This is a genomic window from Thermaerobacter sp. FW80, assembly GCF_004634385.1.
In the GTDB taxonomy this organism is placed as follows: Bacteria; Bacillota; Sulfobacillia; order Thermaerobacterales; family Thermaerobacteraceae; genus Thermaerobacter; species Thermaerobacter composti.
The window spans coordinates 232,925-259,419 of the sequence record NZ_CP037895.1; the positions used below are offsets into that span (position 1 = coordinate 232,925).

19 protein-coding genes and 1 pseudogene are annotated in these 26,495 nt (G+C 70.9%); 6 read left to right on the top strand and 14 right to left on the bottom strand.

The features are described from left to right. The first annotated feature begins 12 nt into the window (after positions 1 to 12). The gene (locus E1B22_RS00970) at positions 13 to 1,545 is read left to right on the top strand and encodes an aldehyde dehydrogenase family protein (protein WP_135224200.1); all 1,533 of its coding nucleotides are present in this window, start codon (positions 13 to 15) and stop codon (positions 1,543 to 1,545) included. A gap of 39 nt (positions 1,546 to 1,584) precedes the next feature. Here E1B22_RS00970 and E1B22_RS00975 read toward each other — a convergent pair whose 3' ends face one another. The 13 genes and pseudogenes from E1B22_RS00975 to E1B22_RS13025 form a co-directional block, all read right to left on the bottom strand. Then, positions 1,585 to 2,337: an SDR family NAD(P)-dependent oxidoreductase gene (locus E1B22_RS00975; RefSeq protein ID WP_207669898.1), complete on the bottom strand. Its 753-nt coding sequence runs from the start codon at positions 2,335 to 2,337 to the stop codon at positions 1,585 to 1,587. A 132-nt stretch (positions 2,338 to 2,469) separates the two neighbouring features. Further along, positions 2,470 to 3,597: pseudogene (locus tag E1B22_RS00980) on the bottom strand (IS110 family transposase). Between the two features lie 120 nt (positions 3,598 to 3,717). Then, positions 3,718 to 5,046 carry an MFS transporter gene (locus tag E1B22_RS00985; protein WP_135224201.1) on the bottom strand — a complete coding sequence of 443 codons (1,329 nt, stop codon included), beginning with the start codon at positions 5,044 to 5,046 and terminating at the stop codon, positions 3,718 to 3,720. Continuing rightward, entirely contained in the window at positions 5,036 to 5,956 is a 921-nt protein-coding gene (locus tag E1B22_RS00990; RefSeq protein ID WP_207669899.1) for an oxaloacetate decarboxylase, read from the bottom strand. Before E1B22_RS00990 ends, E1B22_RS00985 begins: the two co-directional genes overlap by 11 nt. 86 nt (positions 5,957 to 6,042) lie before the next feature. After that, entirely contained in the window at positions 6,043 to 7,539 is a 1,497-nt protein-coding gene (locus E1B22_RS00995; protein WP_135224203.1) for a tripartite tricarboxylate transporter permease, read from the bottom strand. Next, positions 7,536 to 7,991 carry a tripartite tricarboxylate transporter TctB family protein gene (locus E1B22_RS01000; RefSeq protein WP_167758810.1) on the bottom strand — a complete coding sequence of 152 codons (456 nt, stop codon included), beginning with the start codon at positions 7,989 to 7,991 and terminating at the stop codon, positions 7,536 to 7,538. The genes E1B22_RS00995 and E1B22_RS01000 overlap by 4 nt, the downstream gene beginning before the upstream one ends. A 17-nt stretch (positions 7,992 to 8,008) precedes the next feature. Continuing rightward, the gene (locus tag E1B22_RS01005) at positions 8,009 to 9,022 is read right to left on the bottom strand and encodes a tripartite tricarboxylate transporter substrate binding protein (RefSeq protein ID WP_135224205.1); all 1,014 of its coding nucleotides are present in this window, start codon (positions 9,020 to 9,022) and stop codon (positions 8,009 to 8,011) included. A 40-nt stretch (positions 9,023 to 9,062) separates the two neighbouring features. Further along, positions 9,063 to 10,514, bottom strand: coding sequence for an MmgE/PrpD family protein (locus E1B22_RS01010; protein ID WP_135224206.1), 1,452 nt, complete (start codon positions 10,512 to 10,514; stop codon positions 9,063 to 9,065). After that, positions 10,511 to 11,035, bottom strand: coding sequence for a 3-isopropylmalate dehydratase small subunit (locus E1B22_RS01015; RefSeq protein ID WP_135224207.1), 525 nt, complete (start codon positions 11,033 to 11,035; stop codon positions 10,511 to 10,513). Before E1B22_RS01015 ends, E1B22_RS01010 begins: the two co-directional genes overlap by 4 nt. Next, complete coding sequence (locus E1B22_RS01020) at positions 11,032 to 12,312, bottom strand: 3-isopropylmalate dehydratase large subunit (protein ID WP_135225871.1); 1,281 nt, start codon at positions 12,310 to 12,312, stop codon at positions 11,032 to 11,034. Before E1B22_RS01020 ends, E1B22_RS01015 begins: the two co-directional genes overlap by 4 nt. Before the next feature lie 5 nt (positions 12,313 to 12,317). After that, on the bottom strand, positions 12,318 to 13,505 hold the full coding sequence (locus E1B22_RS01025; protein WP_167758811.1) for a LeuA family protein: 1,188 nt from the start codon (positions 13,503 to 13,505) through the stop codon (positions 12,318 to 12,320). A 127-nt stretch (positions 13,506 to 13,632) separates the two neighbouring features. Then, positions 13,633 to 14,283 carry a GntR family transcriptional regulator gene (locus E1B22_RS01030; RefSeq protein ID WP_135224209.1) on the bottom strand — a complete coding sequence of 217 codons (651 nt, stop codon included), beginning with the start codon at positions 14,281 to 14,283 and terminating at the stop codon, positions 13,633 to 13,635. Between the two features lie 1,142 nt (positions 14,284 to 15,425). After that, complete coding sequence (locus tag E1B22_RS13025; protein ID WP_243123532.1) at positions 15,426 to 15,614, bottom strand: hypothetical protein; 189 nt, start codon at positions 15,612 to 15,614, stop codon at positions 15,426 to 15,428. 383 nt (positions 15,615 to 15,997) lie between these two features. Here E1B22_RS13025 and E1B22_RS01040 point away from each other — a divergent pair, with 383 nt between their 5' ends. The 5 genes from E1B22_RS01040 (at position 15,998) to E1B22_RS01060 (ending at position 25,337) form a co-directional block, all read left to right on the top strand. Continuing rightward, positions 15,998 to 17,401 (top strand): transposase, encoded by a 1,404-nt coding sequence (locus tag E1B22_RS01040; protein WP_135224210.1) that lies wholly within the window; start codon positions 15,998 to 16,000, stop codon positions 17,399 to 17,401. Positions 17,402 to 17,539: 138 nt separating this feature from the next. Further along, positions 17,540 to 18,667 carry a DUF58 domain-containing protein gene (locus tag E1B22_RS01045; protein WP_243123534.1) on the top strand — a complete coding sequence of 376 codons (1,128 nt, stop codon included), beginning with the start codon at positions 17,540 to 17,542 and terminating at the stop codon, positions 18,665 to 18,667. 120 nt (positions 18,668 to 18,787) lie between these two features. Next, the gene (locus tag E1B22_RS01050) at positions 18,788 to 21,229 is read left to right on the top strand and encodes a VWA domain-containing protein (protein ID WP_135224211.1); all 2,442 of its coding nucleotides are present in this window, start codon (positions 18,788 to 18,790) and stop codon (positions 21,227 to 21,229) included. Beyond that, the gene (locus E1B22_RS01055) at positions 21,219 to 24,650 is read left to right on the top strand and encodes a VWA domain-containing protein (RefSeq protein WP_135224212.1); all 3,432 of its coding nucleotides are present in this window, start codon (positions 21,219 to 21,221) and stop codon (positions 24,648 to 24,650) included. Before E1B22_RS01050 ends, E1B22_RS01055 begins: the two co-directional genes overlap by 11 nt. 261 nt (positions 24,651 to 24,911) lie before the next feature. Further along, complete coding sequence (locus E1B22_RS01060) at positions 24,912 to 25,337, top strand: hypothetical protein (RefSeq protein WP_135224213.1); 426 nt, start codon at positions 24,912 to 24,914, stop codon at positions 25,335 to 25,337. A gap of 253 nt (positions 25,338 to 25,590) precedes the next feature. On the opposite strand, the gene E1B22_RS12825 is transcribed toward E1B22_RS01060, so the two are convergent. Continuing rightward, positions 25,591 to 26,211: a helix-turn-helix transcriptional regulator gene (locus tag E1B22_RS12825; RefSeq protein WP_207669900.1), complete on the bottom strand. Its 621-nt coding sequence runs from the start codon at positions 26,209 to 26,211 to the stop codon at positions 25,591 to 25,593. Between the last annotated feature and the right edge of the window lie 284 nt (positions 26,212 to 26,495).

Below are 26,495 nucleotides of genomic sequence, written 5' to 3' on the forward strand. Positions count from 1 at the left end.
GGGCGCAAGGGAATGGAATCCTTGCCGGTAGTGCCGCTGTGGCGGGCCGGCCGCCCGTACTACACCCGCCTGCAGCGGCTGGTGCGGGACGCGCGGGGGGAGCCGCTGGCTTGGGTATGCCAGGCTCCGCCCGCTTTCTACGCCGACGCCCTAGAGGGGGCTGCCTGGGAAGGCTGGGCGGCGCTGCGGGAGCTGCCCTGGGACCGCCTGCTGGCGGTGCTGAGGGCGGCTTCGCTGCATCTGACCGGCTCCGCCTACGGCGGGGCCGAAGGGCCTGCGCCCCCGGGCCCCGCCGGGCGCCCGGCCGGGGCCGGCACCCCTTCCCTGCAGGAGCCCGCCCTTCCCCTGCCCGGGACCCGGGCCGCATACGAGGCCCACCTCCAGCGGGTAGTCCTGGCCACCGGCATGCCCTACACCTGGGTGCGGGCTTCCTATCAGCACCTGGCCTCGGCCCTGCGCCACCTGGACGAGATCCTGCAACACCAGGTGCCCGGCGGCAGGCTGGAGCTGCTGGACCATCCCGGCCTCCTCCCCGGCCTGCGCTGGGTCCGCCGGGCCCGGCACCTGGCGGTGCTGCTGCCGGGCAACGACCCCCACGTGCACGTGTGGTGGTGCCTAGCCCTAGCCCTCAAGTTCCCGCTGGTGCTGAGGCCCTCCGAGGGGGACCCCCTTACCCCCTGGTACCTGGCGGCGACGCTGTACTCCGCGGGGCTGCCCGGCCCGGCCCTGTGGGTGCTGCCGGGCCCGCGGGAAGAAGGCCTGGAGCTGCTGCGGCGCGCCCGGCTGGCCCTGGCTTTCGGCGGCCCCCGCCTGGCGGAAGAGGTGGGCCGGCTGCCCGACGCAGGCCGGATCCGGCTGTTCGGCCCCGGCCAGAGCTCGGCGGCGGTGTCGGCTTCCCGGGCGGACGACCCGCGGGTGCTGGACCACCTGGTGCGGGGCGTCCTGCGGGCCGGAGGGCGGGCCTGCTTCTGCCTGTCCCGCATCGCGGTGGTGGGCCCGGCCGAAGCCGGCCTCCGCCTGGCCCGCGCCCTGGCCGAGCGCCTGGCCGCCCTCCCCATCCTGCCCCCCACGGACCCGCGCGCCCGGGTCCCCGCGCTCCCCAAGGAGGAAGCCGATGCCCTGGAGGGGTATATCCGGCAAGGGATGCAGGCCGGCGGCCGGGACCTGACCCGGGACCTGGCCGGCCGGCTCCGGGAGGAGGTGGACGGTTGGCACGTCCTGCGCCCCACCGTGGTGTGGATCCCGCCCGGCGCCGAGGGGGACCGCCATCCCCTCTGGTGCGAACTGCCCTATCCCTACTGCGCGGTCACCGCCGTGCCCCCGGATCCCGACCTGCTGCTGCGCCTGCTGCAGCGCAGCCTGCTGGTGGCCGCCTTCCTAGACGAGCCCCGGCTGCGGGATGCCCTGTGGGAGGACCCTACCCTCGATCGTGTCTACCTGGAGCGCTATCCCGGGGAGATCGAGCTGATCCGCCCCCACCACGGCTTCCTGGCCGGCTTCCTGTTCCACACGGGCACGGGGGAGGCAGGGTTTCCCGCCGGATAGGAGGCCCGACGCCCAGGGGCCGGCGGGCGCCGGGGAGCTTTACCACCACATACCCCCGTTGACGTGCAGGGTCTGCCCGGTCATGAAGTCGTGCCGGGCCAAAAACACCACCGCCTCCGCCACTTCCTGAGGGAGCACCTTGCGGCGGGCCAGCAGGGTGTCCAGGTTTTCGTGACCCAGGAAGCTGCGCTGCTCTAAGTAGGCCACGATGTCGTCGTTCATCCGGGTCTCCACCGGACCGGGCGCCACCGCGTTGACCAGGACGCCGTAACGGCCCAGTTCCCGCGCCAGCGCCCGGGTCATGCCCAGCAGGGCCGCCTTGGTGGCGGCGTAGAGCACGTCCACCGTGCCCGCCTCCGCCGCCACCGAGGACACGGTGACGATGCGCCCGCTGCGCCGCTGCTTCATGCGCCGGGCCGCAGCGGCGGTCACCAGCAGGGTCCCCCGCACGTTGACGGCCAGCATGCGGTCGATGCGCTCGGGGGAAAGCTCCTCCACCGGCGTGGGCAGGACGATGCCCGCGTTGTTGACCAGCAGGTCCAGCGGGCCCACGCGGCGCTCCGCTTCCTCCACCAGCGCCTCCGCCTGGGTGGGGTCACCCAGGTCGCAGGGTAAAAGCTCCACCCGCCGGCCGCACCGGGCCAGGGCCTCCTGCAGCTCCCGGGCCTCGGCCTCGCTGCGGTGGTAGCTGGCCGCCACCCGCATCCCCTCGGCGGCCAGCCGCTCTACGATGGCGCGCCCGATGCCGCGGGCGCCTCCCGTGACCAGCGCCGCCCTGCCCGCCAGCTCCACGCCGACTCCTCCCGCCCTGCTAGCCCCGGCCTTGCTCCTTACACATTCCGACGATCTCGACCACTCAGTCGGGGCGATGCCGACTACACGACCTCGGCGCTCCAGAGGGCTGCGCGGGGCTTCCTCCGCGGTTCAGGCCGCAGCCTGGCGCCTCGGTCGCTGGTGCTCGACCCAACAACCCACAGCCCACGTGAAGCCCAACAACTCTCGCGCGACCGCGGTCACCGCCACCGCGTGCGGCTTGCCCCGTGCGATTCTGCGCGGGTAGCGGCGGCACAGGCGCTCCTGTGCCTTCCACGCCATCCGTTGCACCTCTGGCGGGTGCCTCTCGTAGCGCTGCCGAATCTTCGCCTTGCGCGCTGGCGGGTAGCGGTAGGACCACGCCCCATTCACCAGCACCCGGCGCAGGTGCGCGTTCCCCGTCTTCGTGATCGCACCCCGGCGCCGCCGTGCCCCGCTGGAGTACTCGCTGGGCACCAACCCCGCATAGGCCATCAGTTGTCCCGCCCGGGCAAACCGCAGGAACGACCCCACCTCGGCCACGACCGTGACCGCCACCGCCTGGCCCACTCCGCGCAACGCCTGCAGAGCCTGAATCACCGGCGCGTGCACGCTGGCCGTGGCCTGCTCATGGATCTCCGCCTCTAGGCGCTTGAGCCGCTCCTCGATCTCGTCGATGGTGTGCACGTGCTCCCGCAAGACCCGCTGCAACACCGGATGCCCTCACTGCAGCCCCTCCAGCCACTCCCGGTACCGGCGTGACCACCGGCGCACACCCTGCGGCGGCCTGATCCCGTGCCGGAGCAGGAACTTGCTGAGCCGGTTGCGCGCACGTAATAGATCCTGCTTGGCATCCTCCCGGGCCCGCCCCAGGTCGCGCAGCGCCTCGTCCTCCTCGTGCGGTACCCATACTGGAGTCAGCTCGCCGGCCCGCAGCAGCTTCGCCAGGCGCACGGCATCCCGGCGGTCGGTCTTCACCCGGTCCCCGGGGCGCGTAGGCGTCAGCCCCGGGGCCACCACGATGCACGCGATCCCCAGCGAAGCCAACAGGCGTTGCAGCCCGTAGCCCGTCGGACCCGCCTCGTAGCACACCAGAAGCTGCTCCTTGGGCCCGAGCTGCTCCATCAGCTTGCGCACGGCCTCCGGGCGGTGCGGGATGGTCCCCCAGTACCGCCCGCGACCGCCATCGCGATCCGCCACCCCGACCGCGATCGTGTCCTGATGGACGTCCAGGCCCACGAACTTCGTGAGATCCTTCATGGTACCGGCCCCTTTCGTATGTGGCTCTGCGCGAAGGCAGGCACCTTCAGCGTAACCCACGCACCTGCGAAACGGGGCCGGCCTCGTTCATTGTGACTAGGGCAAGATCCATCGCCGCGGTTAGAACGGGGTGCGTAGGGCAACGAGCCCACCCAACAGCAGCAGTGTGGCAACGCTCCAGAAGATGGCGTCTATGCCAGCCAGATGCAGCACCATGCCGACGAGCGCCGGCACGAGCAGCTGTCCAAGACGGTTGCCGCTCAGGCGTAAGCCCAGTGCTAGTCCACGTATGTGCCGGGGAGCACGGGAGGCCACCCAGGCCATGGTGAGCGGCTGGCCTAACCCCAGTCCCAGGCCAGCCACCGCCATCAGCCCCACCAGCGCCAACGGCCACCCTACCCAGGGCATCGCTGCCAAGGCAGCGGCAGCGGCCAGGGCGCTGCCGGCTAGCAATGTATGCATGGGTACAGTCCGCGTCAACCAGCCCATGACTAGGCGGGACAACAGGGACGCGGCGCCGCGTACAGACAGCAGCAGTGCCACGAATGTGACCGGGAAGCCCCTCTCTTCTCCCCATACGGGCAGGTAGGCGACCAGCACATCGATCGATGAAAGCACGGCCAGGCTGGTCAACATGGCGGCAGCTACGCCCGGAGAACGCAACACATCCAACACCCCGGCGCGGACGGGGTCTTCACGGACGGGAGTCCCCTTTGCAGGGCGGGTGACCGCATCGCCGGCCTGCGCTGGAGCAGTGCCACCCCGACGTCTGTGCATGCCAGGATCACCACACCACTGCAACGCGGTCACCAACCCGATGGTCGCCGACACAGCAAAGACGGCCCACGTCCCGCCGGCGTGCGCCATTAGCCACCCGGCAAGCGCGGGACCGACCAGTTGGCCCACCGACACCGCCACCGTGTAGCTCCCTACGCGGGCCCCGTGGGCACCGGGTTCGCTGCGATTGGCCAGCATGGTCTGCAACGCGACGGTGTTCAGCAGGTGACCGAAACCCAACAGGGCATGCGCCACCGCCACTGCCCACGCGTGGCGCATCAGGGCGATGCCCACGCATGCCGCTGCCACCAAGGCAGCACCCAACGCGATCACCGGCGTTTCGCCGATGCGGTCCACCCATCGCCCGGCCGGGATGGCCATTACCAGCGAAAGCGCCGCAAACGAGGAGGCGATTAAGCCCAGCTCCCAGGGTTGGGCGGCCAACTCCAACGCCTTGTAGGTAACAGCCGGCCGGGCGGCGTAGACGGCCAGTTGGATCAGTACCGTGCCCGCCAACAGGTGGAGAAACCAGCCTGGCAATCGTGTGGTTAGGGCGGCAGGTCGGTGCATCACGGTCCGCCAGCGGCTGAGTACGCGATCGCCGGGCGTCTCGGGGCCGGTGGACGCGGTGAACGCGGATCGCGTGATCGGCGTGGCGAGGCTATCGTCCATGGTCGAGTGGCCATCCCTCCCGCAGAGGGGGTGTGCCGCCGCCGGGAACGAAGGCGCCGTCCCAGGCTACCCAGCGGCTGTAATGGTTGAGCTCGTACAGCTCGCGCCGGGTGAGCATCCGGTCGAGCCAGCCCACCTGGGTACCGTGGCGGGCCAGGTCCTCCAACAGCTGCCGGGCGGTATGCAGCATCGCACGGTAGACGGTAACAGGGAAGATCACGGCCGCGTAACCCCACGCGCGAAAACGCTCCAGCGGCAGCAGGGGGCTTTTGCCGAACTCGGTCATGTTGGCGATCAGCGGTACGCCGGGCAGCGCCTCGGCGAAGCGGGCGAACTCCGCCTCGCTCTGTAAGGCCTCGGGGAAAACGGCGTCGGCTCCGGCCTCTACGTACAGTCGGGCGCGCTCCACGGCGGCGTCGAAGCCTTCCACCGCGCGGGCGTCAATACGGGCGATGAGATAGATGTCCCCTGCCTGGCGCCGGGCTTCCACGGCGGCCCGAATCTTGGCCGCGGCTTCGCCGGCGTCTATCACCCGTTTACCCTCCACGTGGCCGCAGCGCTTGGGGAACTCCTGGTCCTCCAGGTGGATACCGGCTACTCCCGCGCGGATGAAGTCGCCCACAGTGCGAATCACGTTCAGGGCGTTGCCGTAGCCCGTATCGGCGTCGGCTATCACGGGCAGAGACGTGGCCTGGGCAATCTCCCCCGCGCGGCGAACCGATTCGGTTGCAGTCACCAGTCCGATGTCGGGCAGGCCGTACACCTGGCTGGCGATCACCGAGCCACTGACGTACACGGCCGAATAGCCCGCGCGCCTGGCGAGTTCGGCGATGATGGGGTCGGGCACGCCGGGAATGGCCACCGCAGCCCCGGGCCGCAACAGGCGACGCAGGGTCTCGGCGCGCGTCATGGTCATCTCCTCCCCCCGGATGATTGCGGCTTTCACTCAACCGGGCCCCGTCCCTCCGTCTCCGGAACGGAGCCCGGTTGAGCGAATTAGGCAGCCGTGGGGATCCTGTGGCGCCGCGTCACCGCGTCCAGCAGCACCAAGCCCACACCGGCCGCGAGAAAGGCGGCGCTGATGGGCTTGTCCACCAGTACGCTCCAATCCCCGTTGGAAAGCAACAGGGCTTGGCGCAGGGACTGCTCCATCCGAGGCCCTAGGATGGCCCCCAGCACCAGCGGCACCTGGGGGATACCCAAGGCCCGCATGCCGTAGCCCAACAGACCGAATACGAACAGCATGATTACATCCGCCAGGCTGCCGTGGAGAGCGTAGGCACCCACGGCGGCAATGGCAATGATTAGTGGCATAAGAATGCGCACGGGTACGTCGAGGATTCGCGTGAATATCCCGATCAGCGGCAGGTTCAGAATGAGCAAGATGACATTGCTTACGTACAAGGCCGCGATGGTTCCCCAGATCACGTCCGGGTGGTCGATCATTAGCCGTGGGCCTGGCTGGATGCCGTACATCATCAGAGCAACCAGGAGCACAGCGGTGGTGCCCGACCCAGGCACGCCCAGCGTGAACATGGGGATCATCGCCCCGCCCGTGGCGGCATTGTTAGCCGTCTCAGAGGCCGCCACACCCTCGATGGCGCCACGGCCGAAACGTTCCGGCTGCCGCGAGACGCGCTTCTCCAGCGTGTATGCCATGAGCGAGCCCAGCGAGCTACCCGAGCCAGGCAGGATGCCGGCCAGAAATCCCACCACGGATCCGCGAAGGATGGCTGGCCACGAACGGCGCCAGTCTTCGTGGTCGGGCCAGAGGCGTCCGCGAATGCCCAGGCGTTCTGCTGCGCCACCCTGCCGGTGACTGACGTGCCAGAGCACCTCGCCTACCCCGAAGACGCCCATCAGCAGCAGGATTTCGTCGATCCCGTCCAACAGTTCATCGATCCCCAGGGTTAGGCGCGGTGCACCGGTCTGTAGGTCAGTGCCCACCATGGCCAGCACCAGACCCAGCGCCACCGCCGCCAGGCCCTTGAGCAGGTCATCACCCAGCAGGGCCGATGTGAACAGCAGCGCCGCCAGCATGAGGGAGAACATCTCGGCTGGGCCGAAGAGCAAGGCGTACTGGGCGATGGACGGAGCCAGAAAGGTCAGGCCGACCACCGACAGGGTGCCGCCGATGAAGGAGCCGATGGCGGAGATGGCAAGGGCGGCGCCGCCCTTCCCCTGCTTGGCCAGCTGGAACCCGTCCACGGCGGTCATCATTGACGATGCCTCGCCGGGGACATCGAGCAGGATGGAGGTGAGCGAGCCTCCGTACATGGCGCCCAGGTAGACGCCCGTCATCATAATCAGGGCGAACTCCGGACGCAGGGCGAAGGCGACCGGGATCAGCAGGGCCACTGTGGTAGATGGTCCCAACCCTGGAAGGATGCCCACGATCGTGCCCAAGATGCAGCCGATCAACGCCGAGAGTAGGTTGGCCGGCTGCAACGCAACCTGAAACCCTTCCAGCAGCAGTGAAAGGGCTTCATTCACAGCCCCAACCCCCCCGGCAACGCGATGTGCAGCACTTTCGCAAACAGAACGTAGAGCAGGGCTGTGGCACTGACGCTTACCAGCAGCGATTCCAGGTGGCGCCGTCCACCCATGACGTAGAGCATGTACGAGACGGCCAGGACATTGGCGGCCACGAAGCCCACTTTCGCCAGCAGAACGATGTAGATCACGAAGCCGCCCGCGAAGAGGACAACAGCCGTCACGTCCCCCAAGTCCGCGGCTTCGTGGTGGGCGGCGCGCAGGCCCCGTACTAGCAGAAGCAGGCCCAATCCCACCATGGTTACGCCCAAGGTCATGGGAAAGGTCCGCGGGCCAAGGGCATCGACAAGGCCCTCGGGCTGGAAGATGCGGCCGGCTTGTTGGACCGTCAGCATGCCCAGCAGGACCATCGCCAGCCCCGCGGCAACGTCCTTCGACCTCAGCCGCCCCATGCGCATGAGCCTCCCCGTCACTTGACCTGTCCAACGGCCTTCAGCAGCTCTTCGGCGGCAGCGGCTTCCTCTTGCAGGCTCTGCTTGAAGGCCTCACTGTCCAGGTAGGCGTCGTACCAGCCGTGGCGCTCGAGGATCTGCTTCCACGTGGGCGTCTGCACCATCTTCGCGAACGTCTCATTCCAGAAAGCCAGCGCGTCGGCGGGCATATCGGGGGGGGCGAACACGCCGCGCCAGTGCGCGATCTCGATGTCGTACCCTAGCTCCTTCCAAGTCGGAGCATCCACGCCCTCTACCCGCTCGGGGCTCGAGATGGCCAGAATGCGGACCTGACCGCTTTGATACTGCGGCAGTGTTTCAGACAGGCCGGTCGAGATCACCGCCACGTGGCCGCCCAACAGCTGGGTCATTAGGTCGCCGCCGGAACGGAAAGACACGATGTTGATCTGCGCCGGGTCAATGCCCGCGGCCTGGGCCATACGCAGGATGTTCATCTGGTCGTTGCTGGGAACGGTGCCCACGCCGAAGGTAATGGCCTTGGGATTGGCCTTCAGGGTGTTTACCACGTCCTGGACCGACTGGTACGGCGAATCGGCGCGCACGGCCAAAACCACCCAGTCGGTGACCAGCCGGGCCACGGGCGTGAAGTCGTCCACGTCCAGGTCGGTAGTACCGATAATGGGGTTTAGGTATATGCGGTTGGACTCAGTCAACAGGGTGTACCCGTCGCCCCGCTTCTCGTACAAGTACGCACGAGCCGGGTTGCCGCCACCGCCGCCCATGTTCTTGATCGTCAGCGTGACAGGCAACAGCTTTTCCTTGGTCAAGGCCTCCTCGATGGCCCGAGCCAGCAGGTCCAAGCCACCGCCGGGGTCACCGGCGGCTACCAACTCGATGGGCCGCTCGGGGTAGCGGGACTGTTGCGGTGCAGCCTGGTCCGATCCCTCATCCACCGCTTGGCCACACGCTGTGACGACCAAGGTCAGAGCCAGCAAGGTGATCCACATCAAGCGCCAAGGCCGCCGCTGCATACTCTTACCCCCTCTGACATTCTGGTTGGGGCGCCGGATCCTACGGCACCTTGGGTGCCAGATACGGAATCAGTGCCGCCACGTCGGCCTGCTCCTCGCAGGCTAGCACCCCGTCCCGGACGGCTAAGGCTGCCTCACGTCCCACCACCGGCGCAGCGAGCCGTTCGTATTTGGCCATCACCTCCTCATAGGAGAGCGGGTTGTTCCGGCTGCCTCGCGCATGGGTCACGCGGCGGCGATAGCATCGGCCGTCTTGCGTGACCAGTGTCAGCTCCACGGTGTGGCGCCCCTCCCGCCCCAACCGGTCCAAGTTGGGATCGGGAACCACGCGGATCCGTGACACCAGAGCCAGGATCCGGGGGTCGGCCAGCCGGTCTTCCGCGAACTGCTCCACAAACAGGGCGCGGTCCACCAGTAACGCGGCCAGGGTGTAGGCCAGGTTCATCTGGGCAGCCAGGATGCCGTTGGGTTGATAGGGCCAGCCCACGTGGTGCCAGGTGGCGGTGGTGCAACGGACCTCAATGTGGTCTACGTCCTCCGGACGCAGATCCGGTCTTTCTGCCAGAATCGAGCGGAGGGCGTCGATACTAGTGTGGTTGCTCCCACAGCATGGGTAGGCCTTGATCTGTACGCCCAGGAGCATCCATCGACTTCCAAGGTCAGCCAGCACGTCGGAAACGTCCTCCACATCGGCCAGGGCACGCGCAAAGCCGCCGTACGGCGATTCCAGGACGTTCGGCGTGCCGGTGAGGCCACGAGCGGCCAGCAGGGCCGCCACCACGCCAGCGCGGGCGGAGAACCCCGCGTGCACGCGCTTGACCATGGCCCCATACTGGGCCGCCATCAACGCTCCGCCACCCGATCCCGCGATGCCCAGCGCGTGCGCGGTGGTCTGCGGGTCCAGGCGGAGCAAGCGCGCGGCCGTGGCGGCCGTGGCAAAGACCCCCGTATTTGGGCTGGGGTGAAAGCCTCGAGCCAGCTGCCGCGCGCCAGTAACCATCCCGATGCGCGAACCCACCTCCATGCCCACCGCCAACGCTTGCAGGAGTTCGTGCCCATCCACGGGGATGGGTGGCACCTCGGGCCGGCTACGGTCACCGCGGGCGGCGGCCGCCCGCAACTCCACCATGGCGAAGGCGGCTGGCAATACCTGGGATGCTAGGTGGATCACGGCCACCGGGTGCACGTCGTCCATCTCGAAGGCGTGGATGTAGGTACCGTGGACCAGGGCGGCGTCGGCAGCGGAAGTGCGGAAGCCTCCTGCTCCCCAGAGGCGTACCTCCGGCCGTGATGCCTCGGTCCGTACGAAGTCGGCGACGATGCGACCCCACGGCGTGGTGGGGCCGAATAACGCGCAACCGATGCCGTCCAGTGTGACGAGCTTCACGGTCGCAACGACCTCGTCGGGCAGATCGTCCACGCTAGCGGTGGCGCACCACTCCGCCAGCGGCTGGGTTACACGCTGCCAGCCCCCCTTGGCGGCGGCCGTCATGGCGTCTCCTCTCCTTCGACCATGGGGTCGGGGTACTGCCCGTGCCGCGTGAAGTACTCTACCAAACCGCCTGCCATCAGAATCCGGCGCATGAAGGCGGGCAACGGCCGCCCGTGGATCACGCCGCCCCGGGTAAGGTTGCGGACGGTGCCGGCCGCGAAGTCCACCTCCACCTCGTCGCCGTCGGCGATGCCTTCTGGCGCCGCCTCCAGCAGCGGTAGGCCCACGTTGATGGCATTGCGGTAGAAGATGCGGGCGAAAGAGGCGGCTACCACCCCAGCGACCCCCGCCAGCTTGATTACCACTGGCGCAGCCTCCCGAGACGACCCGCAACCGAAGTTCTGACCGGCTACAATCAGGTCGCCAGGCCGTACCAGCGAGCCGAAACCGGGTCGCACATCTTCCATCAAATAGCGGGCCGCCTCGGACAGGTCGCGCACGCTCTGCTTGCGAGCCGCGGAAATGATGTAGTCTGTGTTGATGTCATCCCCGAACACCCAGGCGCGGCCGCGGGCCCTCATCGCGCCATCGCCTCCTCGCGAAGCACGGTTCGAGGATCGGTGATGCACCCTGTGAGCGCAGCCGTCGCCACCGCGGCCGGCGAGGCCAGGAAGACCTCGGCCTCGGGGGTGCCCAGGCGTCCTTTGAAGTTGCGGTTGCCGGAACTGATCACCCGCTCGCCGGGTGCCGGGAGGCCAAAGCCCGACGCGGCGGTGCAGCCGCTGCAACCGGGCACGCCGATGACGGCGCCCGCCTCCATCAAGTCGGCGATCACACCCTCCGCCAGGCAACGCCGGTACACCTCGCGGGAAGCCGGTGTAACGTATAAACGCACTCCCTTGGCCACCCGGCGACCGCGCAGAATGCGAGCGGCCTCGCGCAGGTCTTCGTACCGTCCGTTGACGCACGTGCCGATGATGGCCACCTGCACTGGCAGGCCGGCGTAGGCTTTCAGAGGGTGGACGTTATCCGGCCGGTGTGGCGCGGCGACCAGGGGCTCCAGCTGATCCAGGTCCAGCTCGACCACGCGGTCGTAGCGGGCGTCCGGATCGGGAGTGAAGACCTGCCACGGCCGGCGTGTGGGTCGCTGGCGGAGCCATTCCGTCAGCACCGCGTCACAGGGGAAAAGGGCCGCCTTGGCGCCCATCTCCATGGCCAGGTTCGCCAGCGTCATACGCTCGCCCACACCCAGGTGTGCCAGGGCCGGACCGTCGAATTCCAAAGCCTTGTAGGTGGCGCCGTTGGCGGTCAGCGCCCTCAGCAGGGCCAAGGCCACATCCTTGGCATATACGCCCGCGCGCAGGCGCCCTCGCAGGATCACGCGCACGGAGGACGGCACCTTCAGCCAGATGCGGCCGGTCTTCATGACCACCGCTAAATCGGTGGAACCGACCCCGGTCGCGAACGCGTGGAAGGCCCCAAGGGTGGTGGTATGGGAGTCCGTCCCCACCACCACGTCGCCGGGCACCACGTGGCCCCGCTCGGGAAGTACTTGGTGGCAGATGCCCTCGCCGACCTCAATCACCTCGATGCCCTGCTCCCGAGCAAAGGTGCACATGTCACGCTGCACCTGGGCCGCCAACGGAATATGGCTCGACGGGGCGTGGTCGAAGACGAACTTAATCCGCTCGGGGTCAAATACCCGCTCCGCACCTAGGCGGACGAACACGTCGGTAACCAGGGGTCGGTTCCCGTCATGGGCCATGCACACATCCACCGGGCAGACCACCAGCTCGCCGGCCTCCACAGTCCGGCCCACCTTGGCGGAAAGCAGCTTTTCGGCCAACGTCTGTCCCATGATGCTCACCTCGCCTCCTCCTCACCATCCACGGCCGCCCAGAGGCTGACCAGTTCCTCATCGCTCAGCTCACCACCCTTGGACAGGGTTTGCGATTCCAAGCAGCGAGCTAGGCGTGCCAGCCGGGTGCGCAACGCGGGGTCGTCGATGCCTTCTGGCCAAAGGCCTAGGGCGCCTAACCGAGCGCGCAAGGCCGCCTCGCCCGAGTACTTGCCCAACGGAAACCGGCGGGTGTTGCCCACCTGCTCGGGAGCTAGGGCTTCGTAGACCATGGGATGCCGCAGTACGCCCAGCACGTGGGCGTCCAGCTTGTGTGCGAAGGCGTCGCGGCCGGCTACGGGATGCCAGGGCGGAAGCTGCAGGCCGAACTCCGCAAAGGCCTGGCGCACCAGGGGTGTTAGCCGCGCCAGCTCGATTCCTGTCTCGGCTCCGTACAGCAATTCCAAGACAACCGCAAGCTGTTCTAGCGGCGCGTTGCCGGCCCGTTCTCCCAGTCCGCCCAGTGTCGCGTCGGCGCTGGCCGCCCCTGCACGTACACCAGCCAGGGTGTTAGCCAAGGCTAGGCCGAAATCGTTATGACAGTGGATGTGCACGGGGACCCCACTCCACTCGCGCACTTGGGACACAAGCTCCGCGAAGACTTCCGGCGTGGCGGCGCCTGCCGTATCCGCCACCGTGACCCTTTCGGCGCCCGCATCGACCACGGCGCGGTAGAGGTCGCGCAGAAAGGCCGGATGGGCGCGTGTGGTGTCGGTGGGGCTGAAGCGGACATGACACCCGCGGCCGACGGCGTAGCGGACGGCTTTTGTCGAGTGCTGGAGCATCTGACGGCGCGTCGTACGCTGCACATAGGTCAGGCGCAGGTCTGAGGCCGGGAACATCAGGACCACCCAGTCCACGCCCGTGGCCAGCGCCCGATCGATCTGCTCCCGCCAGTCATCGAGGAAGACCTGTACGATGGCTTCCGTCACCACTGTGTGTCCGTCGGGGGTACGCAGGGCGGCACCACTTATCCAGCGCGCGAACGTCTCGTCGGCGGTGGACCGCCCTGGGTAGCCTACCTGCAGGTGCCGGACGCCCGCCGCGACCAGGGCCCGCGCTAGGCGGCACTTGGCCTCGAAGTCGAGGTTTACCCCAGCCGCTTGCTCGCCTTCGCGCAGGGTGCAATCGTTGATGATCACCGGGCGTGCCATAGGGCCGGTGGATCTCCCGGGGCCACCGAAGGCCCGTGGGCACAGCCACGCAGGGCCCCACTCGTCTATGGCGGGTGCAGTTGTGTCGGGGGAACGTGCGCTGTCCGTCACGGGTCCACCTCCACGTTCAATCGCGGATCGCCTTGTGATAGGCATTGAGGATGTGTTCCTGCATGGCCGCCCGGGCCGCTTCGGCATTCCGCTCCTGTAGCGCGGCCAAGATTCGCTCGTGCTCGCGAAAGGCCTCCCAGGGTCGACCAGGGCTGGCGATGGTACGGGCACGGTAGCGGTCGATCATACCCTCGATAGAGCGCAAGAGATTGGGAATGTAGGTAAGCCCGCTGAAGGCGACGAGGCGTTCGTGGAAGCGCTTGCCCAACATGTCGACGGTATCGAGGTCACCGGCTCGGGTCGCCTTGTTCAGCTGCTGCATGATGGATTGCAGCTCGGCGATGCCCTCGTCCGTGATGCGTTGCGCTGCGCGCAAAGCGCACAGCCCCTCCAACGCGGCCCGGGTTAGATACAGTTCCTCGATGGCGACCTTCGACAGTCCGACAACCTCGCAAATCCCCGTGGGTAGGCGGCTAACTAATCCCTCTTGCTCCAGTAACAGCAGCGCCTCACTGATCGGGGTGCGGGAGATACCCCACTGTTCCGCCAGCTGGCTGGCCACCAGGCGAGTACCCCTGGGCAGCTCGCCTTGGAGAATCCCGTCGCGCAAGCGCTGGTAAACCTGCTGCCGTAGGGTGTGGAGATTGAAAGCGGGCCGTTGCGGCATCGCATGGGCCCTCCCCGTCACAACAGCCCGCCGTTAAGCGGCACGAGCACGTGCCCCTAACGGCTCACGCACAGCGCACCGCGCGACCCATGCCGCACGGAGATGTAAACACGCGTGCATGCTACGTGTCTCATGCTGCATGTATTGTGTAGAATTCTGCACGAGGGGGCACTTCCCTGCCGAACGTGGCTAACGCACCAGCAAGGATCGCGGTGCCACGCCAATAGGATTTTCTCCTCCGCGTCACTCCGTTCGCCGCTGCGGTCGTCGCGGCGGGGCTGGCCGGTTTCGCCGGATTGCCCGCCCCCTGGCTGGTCGACCCGCTCACGCCTGCACCCTACTACTAGCACTTCCGGGCCATCACGCCGGGAAGCTTGCTGGTCCTTCTGACCCGCAAGGCGCCGCCCGTGTTGCGGAGGCCGTAGCCCACCTGCGGGCCCTGTAAGAGGCACTTGACCGCGGGCCGGCTGGCCGCCGCGGACCGGTTCCTCTCCCACCTCTCGTGATCCAGGAGACGCTGAACGTGCTACAGTACGCGGAGGCCTTCGGGCTAGACCCCCGGGAGGCGGCGGAGGCGGTGCTCTCGCTCGTCCAAGCTCGGGAGATGGACTACGAGGAGCGGGCGTGCGTGGTGTTCGCACTGCAGCGCCAGGCCTCCGGCGAAGCGCCGTTCCCCGACGCGGGGCGCGTACGGCGCGGCATGGACGGCATCACGCGGCACCAGGGGGGCGCGGCCTCGCACCGCGCGGGCATCACGGCCGGCGTTGTCCTGGCACGGCGACGAGGGGGGGCCATGGAGGTCCGACGCGTCCGGCGTCAGAGGGCAACTTCTTCGACGCGCGCTCGCCCACTGGGCCGAACGCTGGGCATCCAGACGGTAGTCGCCCGGGGGAGACTCCGCCCACGCCCCCCTCGGTAGGCCGATGGTGTTGAAGACGCAGCCCACGCCGTCGGGCACGGCGCGCCAGAACGCCTCGGCCGGCCGCCACGAGAAGACAGCCCTCGTTTGGAGCAGGGATCGGTGAGGCGGTTCAGCACCATGGTGAAGACAGCCTCGGCCACGTCGAAGGCCAGCTGGCGATCTTGCAGGAGGGCTTCGAAGGCCTTGTCCAGTTCGGCTTCGCGCCACAGCCGTTCGAAGATCAGCGCGGACCCCACTGCTTGGACCAGCGGACGTTCAGACGTTTGGCCTGTTCTTCGAGTCGACGCCAGGTACTCTGGGAGAAGCGGGCCAGGTTCTCGATGAGGGCATCGAGCCGGCCGTCCTGGAGGTCCTCCAGCCGCCCCAGAGTGGCAACGACCCGCTGGCGGACGCGGCCGCCCTGACGCACGCTTTCGACGAGCTGGAGGTAGGTGCGGGTGGAGCCGTCTTTGTTCTTGAAGGTCTTCTGGCGGATGAATATGGCACAACCATCATAGTATCACAACCAATCGTCTACAAGATCTTATCCGAAAAACGTGGCACTACATTTTTGACCCAAAAGAACCGCCGCCCCATGGAAACCCCTTGATTCATCCGGGTTTCTGGGGCGGCGTGGCACCGAGAAGGGCCGCTAACTGTCAAACCCGAGTCATGAGGTCTCTGAAAAACCCCTTGGCTTTTTCGGCAAGGAGTGGAGCCTGTTTCGCGAACCCAGGTATTTCCGCAGGATTGCAGCCACGGGAGGTTAAGTGAAGGCATCGGTTGGAATTCGCCATTGCCTGAGGTGTTCCTATGGCCTACAACTTCCGCCCGGTGAACCGTGACCAACTGTACCTGCTCCCACCGAGCCTTCGCGACTGGCTGCCTGAGGATCACCTGGCTTGGTTTCTGATCGACGCCGTCGAGCAGATGAACCTGCGGGCTTTCTACGAGAAGTACCGCGTCGACGGCTGGGGTGGAGAGAGTTACGACCCGACCATGATGGTGACGCTCCTGCTGTACGCCTACTGCGTCGGCGAACGGTCGAGCCGGCGGATCGAGCGGTTGTGCCTCGAGGACGTGGCCTTCCGGGTGATCACCGCCAACCAGAAGCCGGATCACGTGACCATCGCCCGCTTCCGCCAGCGCCATGAGCGGGAGCTGGCCGAGCTGTTCACCCAGGTGCTGCGGCTGTGCCGCGCGGCGGGGCTCGGGAAGGTGGGCGTGGTCGCCCTTGACGGGACGAAGATGAAGGCCAACGCCTCGCTGGCGGCCAACCGAACCTACGATGCGATTCGCCAGGAAGTTGAGAAGATGCTTCGGGAGGCGGAGGCCACGGACCGGGAAGAAGATGAGCGGTACGGCCCCGGGCGTCGTGGGGACGAGTTGCCGGAGGAGCTGCGCCACCGTGCGAGCCGGCTGGAGCGGCTGAAGGCGTGCAAACAGCGGCTGGAGGAAGAGGCGGCCCGGGAAGCGGCCCGGCAGCAGGCCCGCATCGAGGAGCGGAAGGCGCAGGAGCAGGCGACCGGCAAGAAGCGGCGGGGGCGCAAGCCGAAGGCGCCGGATCCCTCGGTGGATCCGGCGGCGAAGGCGAACGTCACGGACCCGGACAGCCGGATCATGAAGACCCGGCAGGGCTTTGTGCAAGGGTACAACGCCCAGGCGGTGGTGACCGAAGACCCGCTCATCGTGGCCGCGGCGGTGACGCAGGACGCCAACGACGTGGGCCAACTCCACCCGATGCTCCAGCAGGCGCAAGCCAACCTGCGGGCCGCGGGCGTGGACAAGCCCATCCGGGCCGTCGTCGCCGACGCGGGGTACTGGAGCGAGGCGAACGTGAAGCAGGCACCGGCGGATGGGCCGGAACTGTTCCTGGCGACGAGTAAAGAGTGGAAGCAGCGCCAAGCCTGGAAGGATGCACCCCCTCCGCGGGGCCGGATCCCCAAAGGGCTGAGCCTGCGGGAGCGGATGGAACGCAAGCTGCGGACCCGGCGAGGACAGGCGATCTACGCCAAGCGCAGCCAGACCGTGGAGCCGGTGTTCGGGCAGATCAAGACCGTGCGAGGCGCCGACCGGTTCCTCCGTCGGGGTCTGGCGGCGTGTGACAGCGAGTGGAAGCTGCTCTGCCTGACCCATAACTTGCTGAAGCTCTGGCGGAAGGTAACGAAGGGGTCCGCATCCTCACCCTTTGGTTGGATGGCGGCCGCGTTGGCGTAGAAGGGTAACGACCGGGCCGCCGGCCTACCCCGTCCTGACCGTCAGCCCACGGGACATGGCCGAATCGACCCGGTACGTTCCCCCAGTTCTGATCTCGTCAGGATCAGTGAAACAGGCTCCTGGCTGGACCCGGCCACCGTGGCGCTGCTCAACCGCCTGCGCCTCCTGGGGCGACGCCCCCTGGCCGGCCGGATGGCCGGACCCCACCGCTCGCGCCTCAAGGGCAGCTCCCTGGAGTTCGCCGACTACCGGGAGTACGTGCGCGGCGACGACCCGCGGCGCCTCGACTGGCGGGCCCTGGCCCGGCTGGACCGCCCCTATGTCCGGGAGTACGCCGACGAGCGGGACCGGACGGTCCATCTGCTCCTCGACGGGTCGGCCTCCCTGGGCTTCGGCGGCAAGGACCGCCGGCTGCGAGAGCTGGCCGCGGCCTTCGCCTACGTGGCGCTGCGCCACGGCGACCGGGTCGAGGTGACCTTGCTCAGGGGCGCCACCGCCCGGCGGCTGGTCAGCGCCCGGGGGCCCGCCGGCCGGAGCCGGATCGGCCGGGCGCTGGCCGCCCTGGACACCTGGCAGGGCACCACCGCCCTCCTGCCGGCGCTGCTGGCCTGGTGGGGCGGCGCTTCGGGCACCCCTGCGGGCACGCCTGCCGGCACCCCTGGGAGCACCCCTCACGGTACCCTGGCGGGCAGCTCCGCCCCGGGGACAGCGGGTGCGGATGCCCTCACCCCGGCTGCCGTGACCGGTGGCACCTCGGGGCACCAGGAAGCCGTACCCGGGGCGGCTCCCGCCGGGGGTGGCGCATCGACAGCCCCCTGGGGCCCGCCAGCGCCAGGCGGCGGCCCGGCCGGCGGGGGGATCGCCATCCTGCTCAGCGACCTGCTGGACCCGGTGGCCGCGGATCCCGCCGGCGAGTACGCCCGGCAGGTCGCGGGGGTCCTGGCGGCGGCCGGCGACGCGGCCATCGTGCAGGTCCTGGCCCCGGACGAGCTGGACCCTGCGGCGTCCCTGAGCGGCAGCGGAAACGGGGGCGCGGGCGGGGCCGCGGCCGAGTGGACGCTGGTCGACGCCGAGACCGGTTCGTCCCGGGAAGTCACCGTGGACGGTGCCGTCCTCGCCGCCTATCGCCGGACCCTGGCCGCCTGGGTGGGGGCATGGCGGGCAACCTGCCACGCCCGGGGCGTGGCCCATGCCCTGGTGTCCTCCGCCCGGCCGCTCCGGGCGGTGATTCTCGAAGCCCTCGCCCCGGCGGGGATCGTCGCCTGAGATCCGCCGGCTGCGGGATCGATCACCTGGAGGGCCAGAGGCCTCAAGATCCGGGCGCGGGACCCGGAACCGCCGGTCCCGCAACCCGATGCGATTCCGTGCGTGGGGAGGAACCCTCCCGTGCCACCGATCTTCGGCGCCACCGGCTGGAGTGCACTGGGAGCGGCGCTGGCGCTGGCCGGCGCCGGGGTCATCGTGCTCCTGTACCTGCTCCGGCGCCAGCCCGAGCGGCGGGTGGTTTCCTCCACGCTGCTCTGGGAACGGGCGCTGCGCGAGGCGGTGGCGCGCACGCCGTGGCAGCGGCTCCGCAACCAGTTGCCCCTCTGGCTGGAGGTGCTGGCCGCCCTGGCCCTTGCCCTGGCCCTGGCCCGGCCCCTGTGGCCGGGCTCGGCCCCGCCCCTGCCTGGCGGGGTGTGGGTGGTCGACGCCAGCGCCAGCATGCACGCCGGCGACCGCTGGTCCCAGGCCCTGCAGGCCCTTGAAGCCGACCTCCGGCGGGCGGGCGGCGGCTTCCGTGGCGCCCTCATCTGGGCCGGCCCCGTGCCCGCAGTGCTGGCCGGTCCCGACGCGACGCCGGGCCAGTTGCGCAAGGCGGTGGCGGCCCTCCGCCAGCGCCGGCCGACCGGCGCGGTGGCCGACTGGCAGACGACCCTCGCCCTGGCCTACGGGGCGGCGGCCCGGCTGCCCGCGGGCAGCCCCATCCGCATCGTCACCGACGGCAGCGACCCCGGGCTCCGGGAACAGCTGGGCGGCGCGTTCCCCGGGGACCGGCCTGTGGAGCTGGTCCCCGTGGGTGAGCCCGTGGACAACACGGGGATCCTGGCGGTGGCCGCGGAAGACTCCTCGGCCACCCCCGGAGGTGCTGCGCCCGGCGATCCCGCTCCCGTTGGTGCCGCACCCGGGGGTGCGGCCTCCGGCGGCCCGTCCGCGGGCGGTGGGACTTCCGGGCACGGCGCCGCGAGGGGGGCGGCAGCGGGCGGCCCGGCCGCGGCCGGGGAGGCCGGCGAGGGCACCGCGGGTGCGCCTGCGGGTGGGCCGGCCCCGGCCGGGGCAACCCCGGGCACCGCGGCTCCGGGCGGCGCCCCACCCGGTGATACCCCTCCGGGCGATGTGGGCAAGACCGCCACGGCCCCGGCGGGGGTGACGGTCACGGCCACCCTGGCCCACTTCGGCCGCCGGCCTGTCGAGACCAACGTCCTGCTGGAAACGGACGGCCAACCCCGGGAAGCCCGGCCCGTCCGGCTCGAGCCCGGCGAGGTGGAGCAGGTGATCTGGACCCTGGACGAACCGGCTCGCCTCTACAGGGTCGCCCTGGCGCCGGGGGACGCGTATCCCCTGGATGACGTGGCCTGGACCCTCGCCCGGCAGCCGGAGCGCATCCGCATCGGCCTCCTGTCCGCGGGCCCGGCCGGGCTGATCGAACGCGCCTTTCGCCTGCACCCGGGCAGCCAGGTGGTCCGCCTCGACCAGGGCCAGGCCGGGAGTGGCGAGAGCAGCGAGAGCGAAAGCGGCGCCGGGCCCTCGAGCGGGAGCGGGAACGGCAACGGCGACGGCGCGGGAAGCCGGGATGGGAGCGGGACCCGCGAAGCGGGTGGCGGCGCCGCCCCGGAGGCCGTGGCGCCCGACCTGGAGGGGTTCGATCTCCTGGTGGTGGTGGGACGCCCCCTGCCGCCCGAGGTACCCGAGCGGTTGCCCGTGGTCTGGATCAACCCGCCCGGCGGGGCGGGGCGGGAACTGGGGCCGGCCTTTGCTCCGCGGCGGCTGGCCGCCGGCGACCATCCCGAGACGGCGCGGGTCCTCAGCCATGTGCATCTGGGCAGTTTCCAGCTGATGGCGGCCCGTCCCCTCACCCTGGAACCGGGTGAGGTGCCCCTGATCCTGGGCGACGGGCGGCCCGTGGCCGTCCTCCGCCCGGCCGGCGCCGCCCGGGCGGGGCGGGCGGTGCTCGCCTTCGACCCGTACCAGGGCACCCTCTTGCTCCGCCCCGCCTGGCCCCTGCTGGTCCAGAATCTCCTGGCGGTCCTGGCCCCCGGCGGGTTCGGCCTGCCTGCGGAGGCGACGGCCGGCGAGTCCCTGGTGATGGCCCCGTCCCCCCTGCTTGCCGATGTCACCGTCACCGACCCCCACGGCGCGGCGGTGGCCCCGGGCTCGCCGCTGGAACAGCCCGGCCTCTACCGGGCCACCGCCCGCACGGCCGGCGGCGAACCCGTCGAAGCCTTCCTCTGGGTCCGGCCGCACCCCGGGGAGTCCCGGGCGGTGAGTACGGGGGCCGGGCAACTCGCCGCTTCGTCGGGTTCGTCCGGAGCCGGGGCCTCCGGCGACGGCGCGGTCGGCGGGCAGCCCGCGGGCACCACCGGACAGGGGCAGCCCGCCGGCTCTGAGGCGGCCGGTGCGGGCGCCGGGACAGCTGGCGGGGCGACCGGCGCGGACGACGGGACGGCGGGCGCGGCGACCGGGGCGGCCACCGGCGCGGCGGCCGCGTCCCCCTACTGGCGGATTCCGGCCTTCATCGCCCTGCTGCTGCTCATCCTGGACGCGTGGGTGGTGCGCCATGGCCTTTGAAGCGCCCCACCTCCTGATCCTGCTGGTGGTCCCGGTCGCCCTGCTCCTGGCGGCATGGTGGCCTCGGCGCCCGGGCGGGCTGGTGATGGGCCGGCCGTTCCCAGGCCGGCTGTCGTCGGGTCGGCTCGCCCGCTCCCGGTTCTTCCCCGCCGGGGTCGCCGGGTCGCGGTTCTCGCCACCCTCTCGCTCTGGGTCCCGGTTCCCGGGGATGCCGTGGCCGCGCCGCCCAGCCGACGAGCATGCCGCCAGCGGGGGTGACCCCGGTGCCGCGGGCGCCCGTGCCACCCCCGCCCTCTCCCCGGCCCGTACCTTGCGGGCCCTTGGACTGGCCTGCGTGGTCCTGGCCCTGGCCAACCCGACCCTGCCCCTGCCGGCAGACGAGGTGGCCGTGGCGGTGGTGGTCGACCACTCCGCCAGCGCGGAGCCGGCCCTCCCCGAGGCGATGGCCGCCCTCAACCGGCTCCTGGCCCGGGCGGACCGGGACGTACAGGTGGCGATCATCTCGGCCAGCGGCCGGGCCGAGCTGGAACGGGCCCCCGCCCCGCTGCCCCAGCTGCCCCTGGACCGGTGGTCGAGCCCGCGCCAGCGGGAGGCCACGGACCTGGCGGGGGCGTTGCGGCTGGCGGCGGCGGTCCTGCCGGGGGATGCCCGCCGCCGGGTGGTCCTGCTCTCGGACGGCCGGCCCACCCACGGCAACGCCCTGGCCGAGGCCCGGGCCCTGGCGGCCGCGGGCATCCGCCTCGACGCCATCCCGCTGGTCCCGGCGGCCGGCGCGGACCTGGCGGTGCGCGAGCTCCGGGCCCCGGCGGCGACCCGGCCGGGCCGGCCCGTGGCCGTGGAAGTGGTGGCCACGGCCGACCGGGAGACCGCGGCCCGCTTGCGCCTGTATGCCGCCGACGCCCTGGCCGGCAGCCGCCAGGTGCGGCTGCAGCCGGGCGAGAACCGGTTCGTCTTCCAGATCACGCCCGCGGCGCCGGGCCCGCTGCCGCTGCGGGCCGAAATCGAGCCCCTGGCGCCCGGCGACGACGCCGAGCCGGGCAACAACCGCTACCACGGCGTGGTGGAGGTGGCCGGTGCGCGGCCGGTGCTCCTCCTCACCCAGGAACCCGACGGCGCCCTGGCCAGGGCCTTACGGTCCCAGGGCCTGCAGGTCGACGCCCGCGGCCCGGCCCAGCGCCCCGCGGACCTGTCGGGCTGGGCCCGCTACGGCGCGGTCATCCTGGACAACGTGCCGGCCCACGTCCTCGGGGAGCGGGCGATGAACGAGCTGGAGCGGTTCGTCCACGATCTGGGCGGGGGGCTGGCGATGAGCGGCGGGCCCCACTCCTTCGGTCCGGGCGGGTACCTGGGCACGGCCGTGGAGCGGGCCCTGCCGGTCCACATGGACCTGCGGTCCAAGAAGAACCTGCCCACGGTGGCCGTGGTCCTGGTGGTCGACCGCTCCGGCAGCATGGGGGTCGGCCAGAAGCTGCAGATGGCGGTGGAGGCGGCGGCCCGGACGACCCGGCTGCTGACCCCCAAGGACCGCCTGGGGGTCGTGCTGTTCGATCACCAGGCCTACGTGACCCGGGAGCCCACCCCCGTGACCTCGCCCGACGAGGTGAGGGCCGCCTTTCCCTCCGCCGCCGGTGGCGGCACCTCGGTGGGCGCGGGTCTCACGGCCGCCTGGGAGCTAATCCGCGGCGTGCAGGCGGACGTGCGGCACGTGATCGTGCTGACCGACGGGGTGTCGGAACCCTTCGACGTACCGGGCATCACCCGCCAGTTCCGCGCGGCGGGGGTCACGCTCTCGGCGGTGGCCATCGGCCGCGATGCCGATTTCTCCCTGCTGCGCACCCTGGCCGAGGAAGGCGGCGGCGGCTTCTACGAGGCGGTGGACCCGAGCCAGATACCCAGCCTGATCACCCAGGACGCGGTGCTGGCGACCCGCTCCTTCCTGGTGGACCGTCCGTTCGTGCCCATTCCCACCACCAGCCCCGGCCGCGGCGGGGCGGCCGCCCTCTTGCGCGGCCTGGTGGGCGAGGGCTCGCCGGGGTCCGCGCTGCCGCCCCTGGGCGGGTACGTGGCCACCAGCCCCAAGGAGCAGGCCGACGTGCTCCTGGTGAGCGACGAGGACGACCCGGTGCTGGCGGCCTGGCGCTACGGCGCCGGGCGCGCCATCGCCTGGACGTCGGACGCCGGCGGGCGCTGGGCGGCGCGCTGGATCGGCCAGGAGGATGGCGCCTTCCCCCGGCTCTGGGCCAACGCGGCCGACTGGCTGCTGGGCCGCCCGGCACGGCCGGGCCGGGGAGGCCCTGCCCAGGCCGGTGACCCGGGCGCCCCCGGCGCCCACGGGGTGGAGGCGGAGGTGGTCCCTGCCACCGGAGGTTACGAGATCCGCGTGCGGGTGACGGGGTCCCCTCCCCCCACAGGCCTCGTGCGCCTGGTCCCGGAGCCCGGGAGCGGTGGCGAGGCAGGCGGGGATGGCGGCGGTGCGGCGGGCGGGGCGGAGGGTACCGGCGCCGGGACCGGGCCCGGAACCGGCGCCGGTGCGAGATCCCCCGCCGCGGCCGGTGCTGACGGCCGGGGCGGGCCGGCGGCCGGCGCCGGAGCTCCGGCCCCCTTGGAGGCCACCCTGTTGCCCGTGGCTCCCGACCGCGCCGAGGCCCGCCTGCCGGTGACCCAGCCCGGCGTCTACGGCGTGGCCGTGGACCTGAGCGGGGGAACGGCGGCAGCGGGAGGCACCGGGATCGTCCTGAACACCGCCGTGGCGGTTCTCTACCCTGCCGAGTTCCGGAACCCGGGGCCCGACCCGGCCTACCTGGAGAGCCTGGCCGCGGTGACGGGCGGGAGGCTGCTGGAGCTGGACCAGCTGGCGTCGGGAGGCATCCTCAGTGGCGCCGGGCTGCCGGCGCCCCCGGGCCGTCGGCCCCTGTGGCCGTACCTGCTGGGCGTCGCCGCCCTGCTCCTGCCCCTGGACGTGGCCGCCCGCCGCCTGGGCCTGGGCTGGCGCGGGCCGGTGCGACGGCGAGCCTGGCGCCCCGTCCCGGCCGGGGTGACCGGAACCGCGGGCACCCAAGGCGCGGCCCCGCCAGAGGGGGCGGTCTTCCCGGCGCCCGCCCATCGGGCGCCGGCCGCTGCGGGCGCCGGTTCTTCCCCGTATGCCGCGACCTGGGGGGCGGCCGGTCCTTCCGTGGCCGGTCCTGCCGCTGCCACGGGTGCCGCCGCCCCCGCGGAAGCCGGCGGGGACCCGCGCGGTGCCGCGGCCGTCGGCACGCCGGGCGCCGCCGGCGCAAGGACTTCGGGGGCCACGGACGGCGGCAGCGAGGTCACCGACCGCCTGCGGGCCGCTCGCGACCGATCCCGCGCCCGGGCCGCGGACCGGGTTCGCCGGCATGTGGGCACCACGCCACCCGGCCCGCCACCGGGCCCCGCAGCCTGACCCGTCAGGGCGTGCCGGGAGCGCCGTGACCCCACCGGGCGGCGCGGCTCCCTTCCGCCAGGGGTTGCGCCGGTCCGCGGCGATGGAACCCGCCTGCCGGCCGCCCGCGGCGCAGGCGCCCGTCCTGGAAGGATTATCCACCACCCGGCTCGAAGGGGACCACGGCAAGGTCGGAGGGCGATCGAAGGGCGACGCCATTGATCGAGCTCCATAAACTGCGGAAGAGTCTCCCAGGTCTTCCCGACTTCACCCCGGCGGCAGGTGGCGGCCAAGCTGCTGTTCGCCTGCCTGGTCGCCTGGGCCGGGGGGCTCCCCTTTGGCGCCGCCGCGGGCATCCTGCTCGGGTGGACAGGGGGTGCCTGGGCCTACTGGCTGGTCACCGGCCTGCTGGCGGTGGTGGCCGTCAACGCGCTGGAACTGGCGGTGGACTTGTGGCGCCCCAAGCTGGACTGGGTCGACCCGCAGGGAGCCATGAAGCAGAACTACAACGTGCTGCTGGGCGTGCTGGCCGGGATGGTCAGCCTGGGCGGCGCCGCCCTCGTCGCCCGCTACACCTCGCCCCTGGGACCCGCCGTGCTGCTGGCCAGCGTCTCCGGTTACCTGCTCCTGGTGGCCACCGGCGGGATCCTGCTCGTGCTCGGGCTGGCGGGGCGGGTCTACCGGCGGGTGTCGTCGCCATCTTCCTAGGTCGATGAACGAGGCCGGCCCCGTTTCGCCGACGTCCATCGGGACACGATCGCAGTCGCGTCATCAGCCAGCGCCGGGCGCGCTCCTGGCCCGGCGAGCCCACGGCACGGCCGCCGAATGTCGGGCGGGAGAGGACCTCCACCCCTGCCCGCAAGACCGGGGCAGCGATCCTCTCCACCGCCTGTTCCGTTGCCCTCTCCGCCGGCCCGCCGCGCACCCCGGTCGCCCCCGCCTCCCGCACCGTCCGCAGCGCTCAGCTACCCTCGCAGCACGCCGGCTCCGCCGGTGACGCCTCGCAACAGACGCAGCAGGCGCTGGCCTGCTCGGCGCTGCTGGCGTCACCGCAGCACCCCGTCTCGCCGCAGCAACCCGCGTCCGCCGCCGACTTCGTGAAACCGCCCTCCGGCTGCTCCGCCGGGTCCCCGCGCCCGAAGGCCATGTCCGCCACCCCCTTCCCCCCTGTTGCCTGGGCCGGCCTGGCCGGGACGCTTCCCGCCTGGCTGACTGGGTCCCCTCCTGCCAGGGCGGCCAGCGCCGCTGCCCCGGACGCAACGGCGGCGCGGTCGAGGCTGTAGAACGACCAGCGGCCGCGGCGCTCCTCGCGCACCAGGCCGGCCTCGCGCAGCAGCCGCAGGTGGTAGGAGACCAGGGACTGGCGCATCCCCAGGACCGCCTGCAGCTCGCAGACGCAAATCGCGTCGGCGCCGGGGGCGTCGTCGGCCGCACGGGCCACTCCCGCGCAGCACGACCGCCCCTTGGCCAGCAGGGCCAGCATCCGCACCCGGGCCGGGTCGGACAGGGCCCGCCCGAGGGCCGCCAGCGTCGCCTCGAGCTCCGGCGCGCTTGCCCCGCCCGTGCGCACCGCCGCGACCATGGCCACACCTCCCATCAAAGGATGTTGATACATGCGAGGTCAGCTTATATCAATGATTGTTGATCTGTCAAGGGCCCCGGGGGCCGGCGGCGCCGGGCGGGGTCTGCGCGGCGGGCGCAGGGCGGGCCCTCCCCTCCCCGCGATGCCAAACCGAGCGGACACGCCCCGTCGGAACACAGGAGCGAGGAGCGAACAGTAGCCAGTAGCCTGCACTCCTCGTTGCGCAGCGACCGGCCCAGCAAAGCGCATCCCTGAAGAGGTCGCCGACACCGAGGGGCAGCTTG